This window comes from Granulicatella seriolae, assembly GCF_024543085.1.
GTDB lineage: Bacteria > Bacillota > Bacilli > Lactobacillales > Aerococcaceae > Granulicatella > Granulicatella seriolae.
In genome coordinates this window covers 60,334-78,473 of the sequence record NZ_JANHNZ010000001.1, presented here as the reverse complement: position 1 = coordinate 78,473, position 18,140 = coordinate 60,334, and the positions used below count along the sequence as shown (strand labels likewise).

At 37.6% G+C, this 18,140-nt stretch carries 17 protein-coding genes; 16 read left to right on the top strand and 1 reads right to left on the bottom strand.

The window, feature by feature from the left end; genetic code table 11:
• Positions 1–4 precede the first annotated feature (4 nt).
• The 14 genes from ybeY (at position 5) to NPA36_RS00290 (ending at position 14,673) form a co-directional block, all read left to right on the top strand.
• The gene (ybeY, locus tag NPA36_RS00355) at positions 5–490 is read left to right on the top strand and encodes an rRNA maturation RNase YbeY (RefSeq protein ID WP_256944135.1); all 486 of its coding nucleotides are present in this window, start codon (positions 5–7) and stop codon (positions 488–490) included.
• On the top strand, positions 468–884 hold the full coding sequence (locus NPA36_RS00350) for a diacylglycerol kinase family protein (RefSeq protein ID WP_256944134.1): 417 nt from the start codon (positions 468–470) through the stop codon (positions 882–884). Before ybeY ends, NPA36_RS00350 begins: the two co-directional genes overlap by 23 nt.
• Positions 885–893: 9 nt before the next feature.
• The gene (era, locus tag NPA36_RS00345; protein ID WP_256944133.1) at positions 894–1,808 is read left to right on the top strand and encodes a GTPase Era; all 915 of its coding nucleotides are present in this window, start codon (positions 894–896) and stop codon (positions 1,806–1,808) included.
• 19 nt (positions 1,809–1,827) lie between these two features.
• Positions 1,828–2,613 carry a DNA repair protein RecO gene (gene recO, locus NPA36_RS00340; protein ID WP_256944132.1) on the top strand — a complete coding sequence of 262 codons (786 nt, stop codon included), beginning with the start codon at positions 1,828–1,830 and terminating at the stop codon, positions 2,611–2,613.
• A gap of 315 nt (positions 2,614–2,928) precedes the next feature.
• Complete coding sequence (locus tag NPA36_RS00335; protein WP_256944131.1) at positions 2,929–3,171, top strand: hypothetical protein; 243 nt, start codon at positions 2,929–2,931, stop codon at positions 3,169–3,171.
• A 64-nt stretch (positions 3,172–3,235) separates the two neighbouring features.
• The gene (glyQ, locus tag NPA36_RS00330) at positions 3,236–4,120 is read left to right on the top strand and encodes a glycine--tRNA ligase subunit alpha (protein WP_256944130.1); all 885 of its coding nucleotides are present in this window, start codon (positions 3,236–3,238) and stop codon (positions 4,118–4,120) included.
• A gap of 36 nt (positions 4,121–4,156) precedes the next feature.
• Entirely contained in the window at positions 4,157–6,244 is a 2,088-nt protein-coding gene (gene glyS, locus NPA36_RS00325) for a glycine--tRNA ligase subunit beta (protein WP_256944129.1), read from the top strand.
• Between the two features lie 123 nt (positions 6,245–6,367).
• Positions 6,368–7,675, top strand: coding sequence for a GTPase ObgE (obgE, locus tag NPA36_RS00320; RefSeq protein WP_256944128.1), 1,308 nt, complete (start codon positions 6,368–6,370; stop codon positions 7,673–7,675).
• An 8-nt stretch (positions 7,676–7,683) separates the two neighbouring features.
• A complete protein-coding gene (locus NPA36_RS00315; RefSeq protein WP_256944127.1) occupies positions 7,684–9,543 on the top strand; it encodes an acyltransferase family protein in 1,860 nt (619 codons plus the stop codon).
• Positions 9,544–9,553: 10 nt separating this feature from the next.
• Complete coding sequence (rnz, locus tag NPA36_RS00310) at positions 9,554–10,483, top strand: ribonuclease Z (RefSeq protein ID WP_256944126.1); 930 nt, start codon at positions 9,554–9,556, stop codon at positions 10,481–10,483.
• A gap of 10 nt (positions 10,484–10,493) precedes the next feature.
• A complete protein-coding gene (locus tag NPA36_RS00305) occupies positions 10,494–11,291 on the top strand; it encodes an SDR family NAD(P)-dependent oxidoreductase (protein ID WP_256944125.1) in 798 nt (265 codons plus the stop codon).
• A 12-nt stretch (positions 11,292–11,303) separates the two neighbouring features.
• Positions 11,304–11,726, top strand: a complete 423-nt coding sequence (locus tag NPA36_RS00300; RefSeq protein WP_256944124.1) for a lipopolysaccharide assembly protein LapA domain-containing protein — start codon at positions 11,304–11,306, stop codon at positions 11,724–11,726.
• A 33-nt stretch (positions 11,727–11,759) separates the two neighbouring features.
• The gene (gene recJ / locus NPA36_RS00295; protein ID WP_256944123.1) at positions 11,760–14,066 is read left to right on the top strand and encodes a single-stranded-DNA-specific exonuclease RecJ; all 2,307 of its coding nucleotides are present in this window, start codon (positions 11,760–11,762) and stop codon (positions 14,064–14,066) included.
• A 79-nt stretch (positions 14,067–14,145) separates the two neighbouring features.
• Positions 14,146–14,673 carry an adenine phosphoribosyltransferase gene (locus NPA36_RS00290; RefSeq protein ID WP_256944122.1) on the top strand — a complete coding sequence of 176 codons (528 nt, stop codon included), beginning with the start codon at positions 14,146–14,148 and terminating at the stop codon, positions 14,671–14,673.
• A 226-nt stretch (positions 14,674–14,899) separates the two neighbouring features.
• On the opposite strand, the gene lexA is transcribed toward NPA36_RS00290, so the two are convergent.
• A complete protein-coding gene (lexA, locus tag NPA36_RS00285) occupies positions 14,900–15,520 on the bottom strand; it encodes a transcriptional repressor LexA (protein ID WP_256944121.1) in 621 nt (206 codons plus the stop codon).
• Between the two features lie 265 nt (positions 15,521–15,785).
• Between lexA and NPA36_RS00280 the strand changes: the two genes are divergently transcribed.
• Both NPA36_RS00280 and tkt read left to right on the top strand, forming a co-directional pair.
• Positions 15,786–16,037 carry a DUF896 family protein gene (locus NPA36_RS00280; protein ID WP_256944120.1) on the top strand — a complete coding sequence of 84 codons (252 nt, stop codon included), beginning with the start codon at positions 15,786–15,788 and terminating at the stop codon, positions 16,035–16,037.
• A gap of 88 nt (positions 16,038–16,125) precedes the next feature.
• Positions 16,126–18,126: a transketolase gene (tkt, locus tag NPA36_RS00275; RefSeq protein ID WP_256944119.1), complete on the top strand. Its 2,001-nt coding sequence runs from the start codon at positions 16,126–16,128 to the stop codon at positions 18,124–18,126.
• Positions 18,127–18,140: the final 14 nt, after the last annotated feature.

Sequence of the window (18,140 nt, the reverse complement as noted above, 5' to 3'; positions counted from 1 at the left end):
TTTCATGTTGGTTGAAATTGTGGATGAGACAAACCAAGTCCCAATGCCCTACCAAGAATTAGTTGAACAAGTGATTGTTCATGCGGCAAAATTTTTGGAACTTCCTAATAATAGAGAGTGCGATGTTACATTCGTTTCAAGTGAGCGAATTAGAGAAATCAACAAGGAATATAGAGGGAAAGATCAAGTGACAGATGTCATTTCATTTGCCTTGGATGATGAAGAAGATGATATTTTTTCAATTGCCGATATTGCAACTGAAGATGAAAACTTTGTTACAGTGATTGGGGATATCTTAATTTCAGTGGATCGAGCTAAGGAACAAGCGGAGGAATATGGTCATAGTCTAGACCGTGAACTAGGATTTTTAGCCTTACATGGATTTTTGCACTTGAACGGCTACGATCACCAGACAATAGAAGAAGAATCTAAGATGAACAGCTTACAAGAGGAGATATTGGAATCTTATGGACTCAAAAGAGACAAGTAAAAGCAAAGTTGGTAAAAATTCTAATTTTTTGAGTTCTCTCAGACATGCTCTTGATGGAATTGTGACTATTTTTAAAGAAGAGAGGAACATGCGTTATCATGTTCTTTTTGGGTTGCTTCCATTGGGGCTGGCTGTATTTTTTCGTGTTTCTGGGGTTGAATGGATTCTATTAATTTTTTGTATCTTTTTTGTTATTCTAATGGAGTTTTTAAACACTATTTTTGAGACCATTGTTGATTTAATTGTAGATAAAAACTATCATATTTTAGCTAAGCGTGCTAAAGATATCGCAGCTGGTTCCGTTTTGGTCACAGCGATTTTTACAGTAATTGTAGCTTCCATTATTTTTCTGCCTAAATTTTGGAAACTGTACCAAGAAATGTTTAATGGATAGGAGAATGATATGACAGAAGAAAAAAGTTTTAAATCAGGTTTCGTTGCTATCGTAGGGAGACCTAATGTGGGCAAATCAACCTTTATGAACAAGGTGTTAGGCCAAAAAATTGCTATCATGTCTGATAAGGCGCAAACAACTCGAAATAAAATTCAAGGTGTTTACACAACAACAGATTCTCAAATTGTGTTCCTAGATACACCGGGAATTCATAAACCCAAACATGAATTGGGTGAGTTTATGGTGGAGAGTGCTTATTCAGCTCTAAGAGAAGTAGATGCTGTCTTATTTATGGTTAATGCTAATGAAAAAAGAGGTCCTGGTGATAACTTTATTATCGAAAAATTAAGAGGGATTAAAGCACCTATTTTTTTGGTGCTCAATAAAATTGATTTAATTAGCCCTCAAGAAGTAATGGAAAGAATTGAGAGTTACCAAGACTCACTTGATTTTGCTGAAGTAGTACCAATCTCTGCTTTACAAGGCAACAATCTGGATCAACTACTAGCTCTTTTAACGAAGCAATTGCCTCAAGGGCCTCAGTACTACCCAAGCGATCAAATTACGGACCATCCAGAATATTTTGTTGTTTCAGAATTGATTCGAGAAAAAATTCTTCAATTGACTAAGGAAGAAATCCCACATTCCGTTGCAGTGACTGTCGATAAAATGCAAAAAAATGAAAATGATAAGGTTCATGTTTATGCTAATATCATTGTTGAACGATCCAGTCAAAAAGGTATTATCATTGGAAAACAAGGACAAATGCTAAAAGAAATTGGTGTACGCGCTCGTAAAGACATTGAGGCACTTTTAGGCAATAAAGTTTATTTAGAATTATGGGTAAAAGTTCAAAAAGATTGGCGTAAGAAGAAGGGGAACCTACAAGATTTTGGGTACCGCACTTCTGATTATAAAAATTAAGGATAGGGATTGAGGTCTTGTGGCTTATTATGAAGAATTTCAAGGAATAGTTTTATCAAATCGAAGCCACCGAGAAAAAGATGGGCTAGTCAAAATTTTTAGTTTGCAACATGGGAAAACCATGTTCTTTATAAAAAATAGTAAACAAGCCAATCATCCTTTAGCGCAAGCCCTTATCCCTTTTACTAAGGGAATATTTTTGGGTCACATTAATGAAAAAGGGTTGAGTTTTCTAAAAGATGCTAGGGATTTAGGTCACCTATCTATTGCCTTGGATGATATTGATGCCAATGCCTACACTACCTACATGACTCATTTAGTTGATGCAGTTATTGACGATAGGGTGCCTGTTCCAAGTCTATTTGAATTGTATAGTGCCTGTCTGACAGCCATCCAAGAAGGAAAAAATCCTCAATTAATCACTCATCTCTTTGAGTTACAACTTTTGCCACTATTTGGTACCTATCTTCAATTGCAAGAATGTGTTCTATGCCAATCGGAGCAGGAACCATTTGACTTTTCTATGGTAAAGCATGGAGTTCTATGTCAACGACATTGGCAAGATGATCCTCATCGCTTACATATCGCCCCCAAGGCCTTGCATATTGCAAAGTTATTGGTCAGGATTAAACCAAATCAAATTGGAGAATTACGGATTTCGCCTGAAACCATGTCTGAATTAAAGCGGTTGGTCGATGCAATCTACGAGGAGTTTGTTGGTATTCACTTGAAAAGTAAGCAATTTATCGACCAGATGAGCAATTGGAGTCAGGAATTAGTTAAAAGAAGGCAAGAACCAAATTAAGTGTAAAGAATAAGCCTGGCTTGACTTTTAGCCTTCTTATCAGTACTATTAGATTAGTTAAATAGAGACGTTGACAATGAAAGTAAATTTTATTTTTTACCTAGCGAGTTTGGGATAGTGAAAGCCAAATTAAAAAATAGGATTGAAAGGCACATTGGAGTCTATTTCAAATGAAGCTTAGTATTTGCTAAGGAATTAGGGTGGAACCGCGACTCTTGTCGTCCCTATGTTTATGGAGTTTTCATAGACATAGGGACTTTTTTTGTTGTCAAATACTTAAGTTTTCCAGACAAGGATGATAAAGGAGAGAATAAGATGGAATTTAAAGTAAAAATACCAGCAGATAAGTTTAGTAAAAATCAATTAAAAGTTGTTTCGATGACCCCTGTTTTAGTAAATGTTTATGATAAGTTAGGCATCATTCAAGAAGAATTCGAGACAAAAAGTTCTCAGACAATCTACCCCCTTCAAACATCACTTGATGAGATCGGACAAGTAATTGTAGATATAATTCCGGGTAAGATTTATGATTTTTATCCAGTTGTTCAAGCTTATTAATTGAACATAGGAAAGAACTATTTCAAAAAATATAAGATAACTATAAGATGCTAGGAGAATGATAATGACAAAAGGATTAACTGTTCAAGAAATTATTTTAACCTTACAAGAATATTGGTCAAAGCAAGGGTGCCTTTTACTTCAAGCTTATGACGTAGAGAAGGGAGCAGGAACTATGAGTCCTTATACTTTTTTACGGGCTATAGGACCAGAACCTTGGAATGCTGCTTATGTTGAACCGTCACGTCGCCCAGCGGATGGCCGATATGGTGAGAACCCTAACCGTTTGTTTCAACATCACCAATTTCAAGTGGTTATGAAACCATCCCCTGAGAATATTCAAGAATTATATCTAGGAAGTTTGTATGCTTTAGGCATTGACCCTTTAGAACATGATATTCGTTTTGTAGAAGACAATTGGGAAAACCCTTCTTTAGGTTGTGCCGGTTTAGGTTGGGAAGTTTGGTTAGATGGGATGGAAGTGACTCAATTTACCTATTTCCAACAGGTTGGTGGTTTAGAATGCCACCCTGTTACCAGTGAGTTAACTTATGGCTTAGAACGTCTAGCTTCTTACATTCAAGATGTAGATAGTGTTTATGATTTAGTATGGACTCAAGATGTTAAATATGGGGAAATCTTCACACAAGCTGAATTTGAACATTCTAAATATGCCTTTGAAAGCTCTAATCCGCAACTCTTAATGGAGCTTTTTAATGAGTATGAAAAAGAAGCAACTCGTCTGATGGAAGAAAAACTAGTTCATCCAGCCTATGACTATGTTCTAAAATGTTCTCATGCCTTTAACTTAATGGATGCTAGAGGAATTATTTCGGCTACAGATAGAGCAGGATATCTAGGTAGAATTCGTAAGATGGCTAGAACGATTGCAAAAACTTTTGTAGAAGAACGTGAAGCACTAGGATTCCCACTTTTAAAAGAAAAATAATGATGTGTATGCTAGTAGATAAAGGAGAATAGATAAATGACTAAACCACTATTATTAGAAATAGGACTTGAAGAGTTACCAGCACGTTATGTGCGAACTAGTGCTGACCAACTAGGAAAACGAATTGATGATTTTCTAACAGAAGCCAATATTTCTCATGGTCAGGTTGACGTATTTGCGACACCACGACGTTTATGTGCCAGAGTGGCTGACGTGGCGGAAAGACAAGAAGATCGTCTCGAAATCTTTAAAGGACCTTCAAAAGAAGTTGCACAAAAAGATGGCGACTGGACAAAAGCAGCTCAAGGCTTTGTTCGGGGAAAAGGCTTAACTGTTGAAGATATTTACTTTGAAGAGGTGAATGGAATAGAGTACGTTCACGTCAAAAAAGAGGAAAAAGGTTTAGCAACAATTGATGTGTTAAAAGGCCTATCCCAAGTGATTACCTCAATGACGTTTGGTGTCACTATGAGATGGAACGCTCATAACCTTGAATATATCCGTCCAATACACTGGCTCGTTGCACTTTACGGCTCTGATATTATTCCAGAAGTTCACGTATTAAACATACAAGCTGATCGAATTAGCCAAGGACATCGTTTTTTAGGCAAACCAGTCTCTATTGAACATGCAGATGACTATGAGGCAGCTTTAGAATCTGTTTTTGTTATTGCAGACCAAGATAAACGTAAAGAAGAAATTCGCAACCAGCTAACCAAGAAAGCCCAAGAGAATAATTGGGTTATTCCAGTGGATGAAGATTTATTGGAAGAAGTCTCTGCAATTTTGGAATACCCAACTGTTTTTTCGGCATCATTTGACGAAAAATACTTAAGTGTTCCTGATCCTGTTTTGGTCACTAGCATGAGAGAACATCAGCGTTATTTCGTTGTCTACAATCATGATTCTCAGCTGTTACCATTTTTCATTTCTGCACGTAATGGGAATGACAAAGCGATTGAGAATGTTGCTAAAGGAAATCAAAAGGTCTTAACCGCACGTTTAGAGGATGCTCTCTTTTTCTATCATGAAGACCAAAAAGAAAGCTTATCTTACTATCTAAAAAAATTAGATAAATTGAATTTCCATGCGAAAATCGGTTCTATTTCTGAAAAAATGGCACGCGTTCAAACGCTAATTGCTCGTTTGGCTAAAGAATTATCGATAGATGAGCATACCTTAGTTGTTGCTCAACGAGCTGCGGAAATCTATAAATTTGATTTAGTGACTAATATGGTTGGGGAATTTCCTGAATTACAAGGTGTCATGGGAGAGATTTATGCTATTGAGCAGGGTGAAAGTAAAGAGGTTGCCCAAGCGATTCGAGAACACTACTTGCCAACATCGTTTGATGGGCAACTTCCAGAGTCTACAGCTGGCGCACTGTTAGCCATTGCTGATAAGTTAGATAGCTTCCTAAGCTTCATATCAGTAGGGCTAATTCCAACTGGGTCAAACGATCCTTATGCTCTTCGTAGACAATTAATGGGTGTTGTTCAAATTGCCATTGCTTTCAATTGGGAATTATCTTTAGATAAGTTTATGCGTTTATTGATTGGAACAGACTACAAAGATATGGCCAAGGACAATCAAGAAACAGTAGCAGAAACAGTTAGCCAATTCTTAAAAGATCGAATTGCACAACGATTATTCCTAATCACTAAACGACACGATGTTATCGAAGCTATTCTAGAAAGCAGCAATCAATCTATTCCACAACTAATGGTATTTGCAAGTTTATTAGATAGAAAACATGATTTGGAAAGTTTTAAAGAAACAACAGAGGCCTTGACTCGGGTTATCAATCTAAGTCTAAAGAATTCGACCAAAGAGGAACTAGACGCAATAGATGCCTTACCAGTTGATGAAGCACTCTTGGAAAACGACAGTGAAAGAAAGCTAGTTCACACCTTTAAAGGGTTAGCCAAGTCTTATGATAATATGTCTCTGGAAGAAAAATTCAATGCTTTAGAAGAGCTAAGCCCACAAATCAAAGATTTCTTTGAAACAACCATGGTTATGGCAGAAGACCCTAAAGTAAGAGAAAACCGCTTGAATCTATTAAAGCAACTAGCTAAGATGATGTTGGTAGTAGCTAATTTCTCTTCCTTAAATGTGAAATAGAAAAGAAAGTAGATTTTAATACTAAAGAGTGTTGCGCTAGCAAGTAATTTTTGCACTTTTATGGTATGGTTAGATAAGAAAAAATCAAAATTTTTGAGTAAATGAAGATGGAGGAACAAATAAATGGCAGTGTTTTTTGATCAAGCCAAAGTGGTCGTCAAAGCCGGTAACGGTGGAAACGGAATGGTCGCTTTTAGACGTGAAAAGTATGTTCCTGATGGAGGTCCAGCTGGTGGAGATGGTGGTAGAGGGGGCAGTGTCATCTTTCGAGTAGATGAAGGATTGAGAACCCTTTTAGATTTTAGATATAATCGTCATTTTAAAGCAAAAAATGGCGAAAACGGTATGAGCAAGAGTATGTATGGGCGTGGAGCTGAAGATTTAATTGTTAAGGTTCCTGCTGGGACGGTTATTCGCAATGCCATTACCAAGGAATTCATTGCAGATATGGTCGATGCAGGAGAAGAGGTTGTAGTTGCCAAAGGTGGTCGTGGCGGCCGCGGAAATATCCGCTTTGCGACTCATAAAAACCCAGCACCTGATATTGCTGAAAATGGTGAACCGGGACAAGAATTAGAGTTGGAACTAGAACTAAAAGTCTTAGCGGATGTTGGTCTTGTTGGCTTTCCCTCTGTAGGAAAATCCACGCTCTTGTCTGTTATCTCAAGTGCCAAACCCAAAATTGCTGACTACCATTTTACGACCTTGGTGCCACAATTAGGAATGACACAAGCTCCAAATGGTCAACAATTTGTTGTTGCTGATTTGCCTGGATTAATTGAAGGTGCTCACACGGGAATTGGACTAGGAATACATTTTTTAAAACACATTGAACGCACTAAAGTATTGCTCCATGTTATCGATATGGCAACAATGGAAGGTAGAGATCCCTTTGATGATTTCAAGGTAATTATGGATGAATTAGCTTCTTATCACTTACGTTTATTAGAACGCCCAATGATTATCGTTGCTAACAAGATGGATCAACCCCAAGCTAGTGACAACCTAGAAGAATTCACTAAAAAGCTTAAGGAATACTATTCAGAAGAAGGACAAGAAACTCCAAAAGTTTATCCGATTTCTGCATATCGTAAAGAAGGTCTAGATGCGTTACTGAATGAAACAGCTCTTCTTTTAGATGCTACTGACTTCTTCCCACTTGAAGACCCTGAAGAAGTAGAACACGTTGTTTATACACTGGAAGATGAAGCACCATTTACCGTTTCGAGAGACTCTCAAGGGGTGTGGGAACTTTCTGGTGATCGCTTAGAAAAATTATTCTCAATGACAAATCTTGAACACGATGAGTCCGTTATGCGTTTCTCTAGACAGCTACGTGGTATGGGTGTAGATGAAACCTTGCGAGAAAAAGGTGCTAAAAATGGTGACCTAGTTCGAATCAAGAGTTTTGAATTTGAGTTTGTAGATTAGGTGATGATATGGTAGAAAGAAATGATATTGGACACAAAATTTATGTTCCAGCCATTGATGGTTTAAGAGCAGTGGCCATCTTTTGTATAATATTTTATCACTTAACACCTCATGTTATACCTGGAGGTTTCTTGGGTGTGGATATCTTCTTAGTCATTTCAGGATATCTGATGACCTCGAATTTAATGTCAAGTTTGATGAATCGTTCAAAGGTTCCTTTGCGCTCTTTTTTGAAGAAACGCTTAAGCCGCATTATTAGACCTATGCTCTGGATGTGTATGCTAGTTACAGCCTACATTACCTTATTTCAACGAAACCTTTTAATCAATTTGAGACCATCCTTACTGTCATCTCTATTTTTTGTGAATAACTGGTGGCAGATTGCCAATGGCCATTCTTATTTTGATCGCTATTCGGGGCAATCACCATTTACCCATTTATGGTACTTGTCCTTGGTGGTTCAACTCTTTGCTATCTGGCCTATCATTTTTGTTTTCTTAAGTACCTTGATTAAAAATCATAAATGGCTCCTTAGAAGTGTTGCTGCCCTGGCACTTGCTTCAGGACTAGCTATGTTTTTCTTGTATTCGCCAGATACTGACCCATCTAGAGTTTATTTTGGTACCGATACACGTTCATTCTCACTATTGATTGGGGCAAGCATGGCATTGATTTGGCCACTATCACAGTTTAGAGAGCTATTGTCAGTTACTCAGAAAAAACGATTTGGCTGGATGAGTCTCCTGTCATTTGCGTCTCTTATTTTTCTAATCTTCTTTTTGTCGGATCAAACCTGGCAGACATATCGAGGCGGAATGTTTATTTTTTCTTTGGCCACAGCTTTCTTAATTATGACTGGCCTTCATTCATCATCAGCGCTGTCTTATCTATTTCGAATTAAGCCATTAACATGGGTAGGGCGAAGAAGTTACTCTTACTACTTGTGGTATTTCCCAATTATTACCCTTTACCAAGATAAGGTAAGTGATTTAAGCAACCTACCTCAAGTTCATGTTCTTATCCAAAGTCTACTAATTATTGTATTCGGCGAGTTATCCTACCAATTACTGGAAAATGGTAAGCTAAACCTAGGTCTTGCCACAGCAACACAACGACAAGAACAATTCGAACTGGTAAAGGATGCTGTTTCCAATCCTTCTAAAGAGTGGAAAAGATTAGCTAAACTCGCTGCTTTACTATTTCTTCCTATCGTTAGCGTGATTGGCTTGCTGCAATCGACTTCTCAGGTTACACAAGAAACAGTAGCATTGCAAAACACTATCAGTCAAAACTCAACATTGATTAGTGATTCGCAAAGTACAGATAAAGATACCGTTCGGACAATTAATAATGTGGCTGGTTTGACACGAGAAGAAACGGTATTCAGCAACTCACTGGAAGTAAATTTTGTTGGAGATTCAACACTTTTGGCAATGGCCAATAGCTTACAACCAATCTTCCCAAATGCTATTTTAGACGGGTCAATCGGTCGCCAACTCTATCAATCATCGGCTGATATAGAAGAACTCGCATCAAAGAAACTTCTAAAAAATAATGTAGTCTTGTTACTAGGTTCAAATGGGGCATTTTCTTTTGCTCAACTAGAATCTCTCATTAAAACTATCGGAGTAGATAAGCAAATCTTTTTTGTCAATACTAATGTTCCCAGAACTTGGAAAAATCAAGTCAATGATACCTTAAAAGCAGGAGCAGATAAGTATTCAAACGTACACGTTATCGATTGGGCGAGCTACAGCAAAGACCATCCAGAATGGTTTTATGAAGATATGGTTCACACCAATCCCACAGGGGCAAATGAAATGGCTTTATTTATCACCAAACAAATTTATGCAAGTTTAAGAGGATAGAAGGTGACGAATGGAAATTCAATTTTTAGGTACAGGGGCTGGCTTACCTTCCAAAAATCGTAATGTTACCAGTATTGCCTTGAAATTATTAGATGAAATTAATGAGGTTTGGCTATTTGATTGTGGTGAAGCCACTCAACACATGATTCTTCATACGGCTATAAAACCAAGAAAAGTCACTAAAATTTTTATAACCCATTTACATGGCGACCACATTTTTGGACTCCCTGGTTTTTTGAGTAGCCGTACCTTTCAAGCTGGGGATTGTCCTGTTACAATTTACGGTCCCAAAGGAATTAAAGAGTATGTTGAAACCAGCATTCGTTTATCTCAGTCTAGATTAGGCTATCCCATTCACTATAAGGAATTCACTGATGGTGGGGAGCTCATTGATGATGCCAAATTTAAGGTGTTAACCTTAAAACTAGATCATGGAATTCCGTCATTTGGTTATCGTATTGTTGAAAAGGACCATCCGGGAGAATTACAAGCGGATAGATTAAAAGAACTGGGTGTTCCTTATGGACCATTATTTGGGAAACTGAAACAAGGTCAGACGATTGAGTTAGAGGATGGTAGACTTATTGATGGTAAAGATTATATTTCCGAGCCTAAAAGAGGGCGGATCGTGACTATTTTAGGGGATACCAGATGTTGTGAAAACGCTGCTAAGTTGGCGGGAAATGCGGATGTTTTAGTACATGAAGCGACCTTTGAAGCTAGTGAAAAAGGATTGGCTAAACGGTATTTTCACTCAACATCGCATCAAGCAGCTCAAGTAGCAAATCAAGCACAGGCAAAAAAACTTTTACTAACACATATTAGTTCGCGTTATGTTGGCTACTTAGCCAAAGAATTAGAAAAAGAAGCAAAGCAAGTTTTTGCCAACTCAACCATCGTCAACGACCTTGATATTATTCCGGTTCCTTTTTCAGATTAAGGAGGATATTATGTCACAAACGTTAGAATTACTTGGAAAAAACATCGTGATTACTGGTGCTAGTGGAGGACTTGGCAAAGAGATGGCGCTAGCTGCTGCCAAAAGAGGCGCCAATTTGGTCCTTATTGCCAGACGTCAAGAACAATTAAAAGAAGTAGCTCGTAATTGTCAACTACTATCTGTAGGACAGATTTTCTATTATAGTGCTGATTTAAGCCTTGAAGAAGAAAGAAGACAATGTATCGATACCATTTTGCAAAATGGAAAAGTAGATGTGCTCATAAACAATGCTGGTTATGGATTATACAAGGATGCCGTAGAGTTTACCCAAAATGAAATCAAGGATATGTTTGAAGTAAACGTGTTCGCTTTGATGGATTTCTCCAATAGAATTGGTAAGCAAATGTTAGAACAAGGAACGGGACATATTATCCAGATAGCTTCACAAGCTGGTAAGATGGCTACGGCAAAATCATCTATCTATTCTTCTACTAAATTTGCTGTTTTAGGCTACACCAATGCTTTAAGGCTAGAAATGAAGTCGAATGGTATAAAAGTAAGTAGTGTTAATCCAGGGCCAATTCATACGGATTTCTTTGCTAAAGCAGAACCAACTGGTCAATACTTAAAAGCTTTAGGTGGGACAGTCTTGGATGCTAAGACTGTTGCCGAAAAAATAATTGACCTTATCAATCAACCACAACGTGAAATCAATATTCCAACTTTAATGAATATGGCTAGTAAAATATATGCAATCTTTCCTAAAACAGGAGATTATTTTGCTGGGAATCTCTTTAATAAAAAATAGTGAGGTGTAAAGATGAAAAATCAAGTTACCTTAGTGATTAGTGGATTAGTCGTTTTACTTGTTTCAATCTTTGCTTTAATGAACAATACGACTGTACCGATAAATTTTGGGTTTGCAAAAATATCTGGTCCGCTGATTGTAATTATCATCATAGCTTTTATTTTGGGGGCTGTTGCGACTATCTTTTTTTCACTACAAACCTTATTTTCGAAAAACCGTCAAATCAGACAATTGGATGAAAAATATGGTGATGAATTCAATCAATATAAAGAAGATAATGTTCGTTTACGGGAAGAGGTAAAAGCGGTAGAAGAGCGGTATAGAAAAACACTCAATGAAGTGGAAGAGGACTTATATAAAATGAAGGATGAGAATAGCAAACTTCAGAGTGAGCTAAACAATGTAAGCATACATCAAGAACCAAGAGAAATTTAATCGATTCATATTTGCAATCAGTAGGAGAGTGTCATGTCATTTGCACAGCTAAATTGGCAAAAGCCATTTGAAGTAGACCAAGATAAATTAGCAAGATTACAAGCTGACTTACCTTATAGTCCCTATTTTTTAAGTGTATGTTTAGAGAGAAATCTTGATACAAAAGAAGCTATTGAAGAGTTTGTTGAGCCAAATCCAACACTTTTTCACGACCCTATGCTAATGCATCATATGGAAAAAGCTATAGAACGAATAGGACAGGCAATTGATTCAGATGAGCGAATTCTAATTTTTGGGGATTATGATGCAGATGGTATTACCTCAACAACCATTTTACTTGAAGGGTTGCAGGCTATTGGGGCACAAGTGGAGTATTATCTCCCTAATCGTTTCACTGATGGATATGGACCCAATATACAAGTTTTTGAAGAATATATAAACAAGGGTATTCAACTGATTATCACGGTTGATTGTGGAATTGCTGCTCATGAAGCAGTGGCATTTGCCATGGAAAACCAAGTGGATGTAATTATAACAGACCACCATGAAATCCCTCGGGAAATACCTACAGCGTATGCTGTTGTTCACCCAAGACATCCTGAAGGAAATTACCCTTTCGGTGATTTGTCCGGAGCTGGCGTTACCTTCAAATTGGTGACAGCTCTGCTTGGAGAAGTTCCAATCGAACTATTAGACCTCGCTGCAATCGGGACCGTTGCTGATTTGGTCAGCTTAAAGGATGAAAATCGCACCATTGTCAAACAAGGTTTGCTACAGTTGAAGGAAAATTCTAGGCTGGGACTGGATTTACTCTTTAAAAAAATTTCCTTAAAGCTAGATGAAGTAGATGAAACAACAATTGGGTTTCAGATTGGGCCTCGTTTAAATGCCTTGGGAAGGTTAGGGGACGCTTCACCAGGAGTTGAACTTTTAACCACGTTTGATCAAAGTATTGCAACGGATATTGTTGATCTGATGATGCAACAAAATAGTCAAAGGCAAGAAATCGTTAAGCAGATTACTGAAGAAGCTCTCGAGCAAGTGGCTACAAAAGAAGATAGGTTGGTACAAATTGTTTGGGGCAAGGATTGGCACGAAGGCGTACTAGGTATTGTTGCCAGCAAAGTTGTGGAAGTGACTCAGCGACCAACCATTGTTCTTTCAATTGATGAGAATAAACAGATGGCTAAAGGTTCAGCTCGTTCTATTGAATCACTTGACATTTTTAAAAGCTTACAAGCTTGTTCAAGTCTTTTAGAAAAATTTGGTGGTCATCACATGGCTGCTGGATTAAGTGTGCCTTTGGACAACTTGAAAGAATTGGAAGGTCAAGTTAATCAGGTTGCTCAAAAATTTCAAAAAGCAATTGAGAGTCAACCAAGTATCTCAGTGACCAGTGCTATTCCAATTTCAGATATTTCTGTTTCTTTAATTAAGGAATTTCATTTATTAAAGCCATTTGGTACGGATAATAGCGAACCGCTTGTTGAGATTGATGATGTTACCTTAAGCCAAATTAGACGTTTGGGTGCTGAGCAAACTCATCTAAAACTTCAAGTCAGTGACCAAAATGTTGATTTGCAGGCTATCGGCTTTGGAAAAGGAAGTTGGAGTGAGCGATTAATGGTAGGTGCTTCGATTTCTATGATTGGAAGTCTCACTATTAATGAATGGCAGGGAAATCAAGCTGCACAACTGATTATTAAAGATGTCAGCTCACAAGAGCGTATGTACTTTGACTGGCGTTCTTCCATATTAAAACCAGAGCATTTGCAAGTTGAAAATGCTATTTATATGATTAATAAATCGGATAAGGTAGCAAGTATTACACAAATGATTCCTAAGAGTTCTCAAGTTCTTTTATGGGAAGATATTGATGCAGATATCTTTGTGACCACTAATAAAAGTAATTGGGTAATTTTAGAGTGTCCTATAAATCGAAAAGCAGTTGAAACAGTAGTCTCCTACCCAAATAACTTGAATACTTATATAATTGCTTATCAGGTCGAATCAGCTACAAAGCAGGGGCTTCCTAGTAAAAAGGAATGTAGAGATGTCTACCAGTACCTTCTAGGTCATCAACAGATTCAAGTGTCTGAAAATCTAGCCAAAATTGCGCCATTTCTGCAAATTCCACTTGAACGCTTCAAACTTATTTTAAAGATGTTTTTTGAGATTGGATTTGTTACAATAGCAGGTGGCTCTCTTGAAACCAAACCGATTTCTAAAGGAGTACAGCTAGAAGAAACAAGTGCTTTTCAAGAACAAGCCCAGAAAATTTGGCTAGAAAAAGTATTTATCTACAGCAATTTTAAAGATTTAACCAAATGGTTGGGTTAATTGGAGTTCTTTCGTACGACCAATCAACTAAGAACTATTTTGAAAAATGAAGTGAGTTTTATTAGGAGGAAGAAAAAAGATGGATTTAAAAAAGTATATTGCAAGTGTTAAAGATTACCCTAAGGAAGGCATTGTTTTTAGAGACATTTCTCCTTTGATGGCTGATGGCCCTGCCTACCAATATGCAACACAACAAATTGTTGATTATGCTAAAAAGGTAGGGGCTGAAATGATAGTCGGTCCTGAAGCTCGTGGTTTTATTGTGGGATGTCCGGTTGCTTATGAATTAGGAATCGGTTTTGCACCTGCACGTAAGAAAGGAAAACTTCCTCGTGAAACTGTTTCTGTTGAGTATGATCTAGAATACGGCACTGCAGAATTACATCTGCATAAAGATGCTATTAAACCAGGTCAAAAAGTATTGATTTGTGATGACTTATTAGCGACTGGTGGAACTATGGTAGCAGCAGCTAAGCTTGTAGAAAAATTAGGTGGTCAAGTTGTTGGGCTAGCCTTTTTAATCGAGCTCTTAGATCTTAAAGGCCGTGAAAAGATTAAGGAATATGATATTTTTACTTTAATGGGCTATACGGAAGATGAAGAGTAGGTCTAAAAAATAATTATTTTGACTGCATATATTCGAGTTTCCAGCCTATACCTATCAGAAATGAGAACAGTTGCACCTTTTTGTGACAGATAATGGTATAAGTTGGAGACTCCTTTGTAGTTTAGGATTTGATATTACTTGTTAAATTTTTTGCCTGGATCATTAGAAAAACACCTAAAATCATCGTTTAAGGCTAAACGTGATTTTAGGTGTTTTTTGATTGATATTAAATTCTATCTCTAAATAATCCGATGACTTTACCTAGTATGCTGACATTCGGCAGGAGAATAGGGTCAAGTCGGTCGTTCTCTGGTTGCAGACGGAAATGTGTGCTCTCCTTGAAAAATCTCTTACAGGTAGCTTCATCTTCATCAGTCATAGCAATTACAATATCTCCATTAGATGCGTAGGTTTGTTTACGAACGATGACATAATCTCCATCAAGAATTCCAGCGTTTATCATACTCTCTCCACGAATAACTAGCATAAACAAATCAGATTCTTCATGTTTCAAACTAGGTGGAATAGGAAAGAAGTCTGAGGCTTCTTCAACAGCCAGGATAGGTTCGCCAGCAGTAACCGTTCCAAGAATAGGTATATTTTCTGAAGCAATTCCTAATTCTTTTAAACCTGCTGGTGTGACTTCTATGGCACGTGGTTTGGTTGGGTCACGTTGAATAAGTCCATTTTTTTCTAGGCGAGATAGATGCCCATGAACTGTTGAGGTAGAGGAAAGGTTAACGGCATTTCCTATTTCTCTAACGGTTGGTGGGTAGCCATGTTCTTTCACTTCACTATAAATATAGCGCAAAACTTCTATTTGTCTGGATTCTTTTGCTGATTTCATTCGTTTCACCCGTTTCTTATGCGATTTCTTAATAGAAGTATAGCACAAACTTTTTTTGAAATCAAACGAATGTTCGTATATTTTTAGAAATGATTTTCTGAAACAATAACCATTTTATGAGAAAATGCTAGCTACTAAGATTATGAGCATATTTAGAGATGAAGTCATGAAATCAACATAAAAGATTGTAGTATATGTTTGCAGTAAAATTAGTAATCACATATACTATAAAAGAGGCAAGTATCATCTAAATTGGAGGGATATCATGTTAGATAAGGAGCAAATAGAGCGGCTTAATGAGCTAGCAAAAAAGAAGAAAGAAGAAGGTTTAACGGATGAGGAGACACTTGAACAAGAACAGCTTAGAAAAGCTTACTTGAAGTCTTTTAGGAGTGGCATGAGAAATCATATCGAAGGACTTAAGGTTGTTGACAAAGAAGGTAAGGACGTTACCCCAGACAAACTAAAACAGATCCAAGCTGAAAAGGGATTACATGGACGTAATCAAGAAGAGTAATGTTATCTTGCTAATAACTTGTGATTGCTTTCTACAGCTTAACAAAGTAAAATAATGTAAGTGCTTGATAAAATTAAGGAGTGATAACATGTTTGACAATACCGATCAACTTGCTGTGAATACTATTCGTACTTTGAGTATGGATATGGTGCAAGCTGCAAATTCTGGACATCCTGGATTACCAATGGGAGCAGCTCCAATGGCTTATGTTTTATGGTCTAAATATTTAAAAGTAAATCCTAATGATTCTACCTGGGTTGACCGCGATCGTTTTGTTTTATCAGCTGGTCATGGTTCAGCGTTACTTTATTCATTATTGCATTTATCAGGATTCGATGTTTCTATTGATGATGTGAAAAATTTCCGCCAACTTGGTAGCAAAACACCTGGACATCCAGAAGTTCATGATACTGATGGGGTAGAAGCGACAACTGGCCCACTTGGACAAGGGTTTGCCAATGCAGTTGGATTTGCTATGGCAGAGGCTCATTTAGCAGCTACTTATAACCGTGACGGCTTTCCAATAGTGGACCATCATACTTATGCCTTATGTGGCGATGGTGACTTGATGGAAGGAATCTCTTACGAAGCTGCTTCTTTAGCAGGCACCCTAAAATTAGGTAAGTTAATTGTTTTATATGATTCAAATGACATTTCTTTAGATGGACCACTTGATAAATCATTTAATGAAAATGTTCAAGAACGCTTCCTTGCCCAAGGTTGGCATTATGTGCGTGTTGAAGATGGTAACGACTTGGATGCCATTGCTGATGCAATTGAGGAAGCTCAATGTGAAACGTTAAAACCTTCAATTATTGAAATAAAAACAGTTATTGGTTATGGTGCGCCAGAAGCTGGAACCCATAAAGTTCATGGAGCACCTCTTGGAGTTGCCGGTGTACAAGCAGCAAAAGACTATTATGGTTGGGATTATGCACCATTTGAAGTTCCTGAAGCTGTTTCACACCGCTTTGAAAAACTTTTGGGACAAACTGGTCAAAAAGACCAAGATGAGTGGATTTCTTTATTCGAAGAATATCGCACCGTTTTCCCTGAATTGGCTCAAGAATTTGAAGATGCATTTAGCGAAGATATTAAAGTTGATTTGAAAACTATTTTACCAACTTATGATCTTGATAGCCCAGCATTGGCTTCTCGTGTCACTAGCCAAAATGCCATTCAAGAATTAGGGAAGGCTCTTCCAAACTTTTGGGGTGGCTCAGCTGACTTATCTTCATCCAACAACACCATGAATAAGGCTGATAGTGACTTTGATGCAGATAACTATCAAGGACGGAATATTTGGTTTGGTGTTCGTGAATTTGCAATGGGAGCAGCCTTAAATGGAATCTTGCTTCACGGTGGCACAAAAGCGTATGCTGGAACATTCTTTGTCTTTTCAGATTACTTAAAAGCAGCTATTCGTGTTGCGGCAATCTCACATTTGCCAGCTATTTATGTCTTTACCCATGACTCTATTGCTGTTGGAGAAGATGGACCAACTCATGAACCAGTTGAACAATTAGCCGCATTCCGTGCGACACCAAACTTGAATGTCATCAGACCAGCTGATGGAAATGAAGTTTCGGCAGCTTGGAAGGTAGCCATTGAATCAACCGATACACCTACTTTATTGGTATTGAGTAGACAAAATTTACCAGTATTGCCTAATACAAAAGAGAAAGCATATGATTACCTAGAAAAAGGTGCTTATGTTCTTAGCCCACAAGAAGGCGAAACTCCAAGCGGAATCTTAATGGCTACAGGTTCAGAGGTTTCTCTAGCTATTGAGGCTCAAAAACAATTAAGAACATTAGGACATGATGTATCCGTAGTGTCTATTCCAGCGATGAATCTTTTCGACCAACAATCAAACGACTACAAAGAAAGTGTTCTACCTAACTCAGTTAGAAACCGTTTAGCTATCGAAATGGCAGCTAGCTTTGGTTGGGAACGTTATGTAGGATTAGATGGGGTTGTTATGGGAATCGACCGATTCGGTGCTTCAGGAAACGGAAACCAAGTTATGGCTGAATATGGCTTTACTGTGGAAAACATCTGTGCTAACTATATTTCAAATTTTGAATAATCAGTTCTCTGACT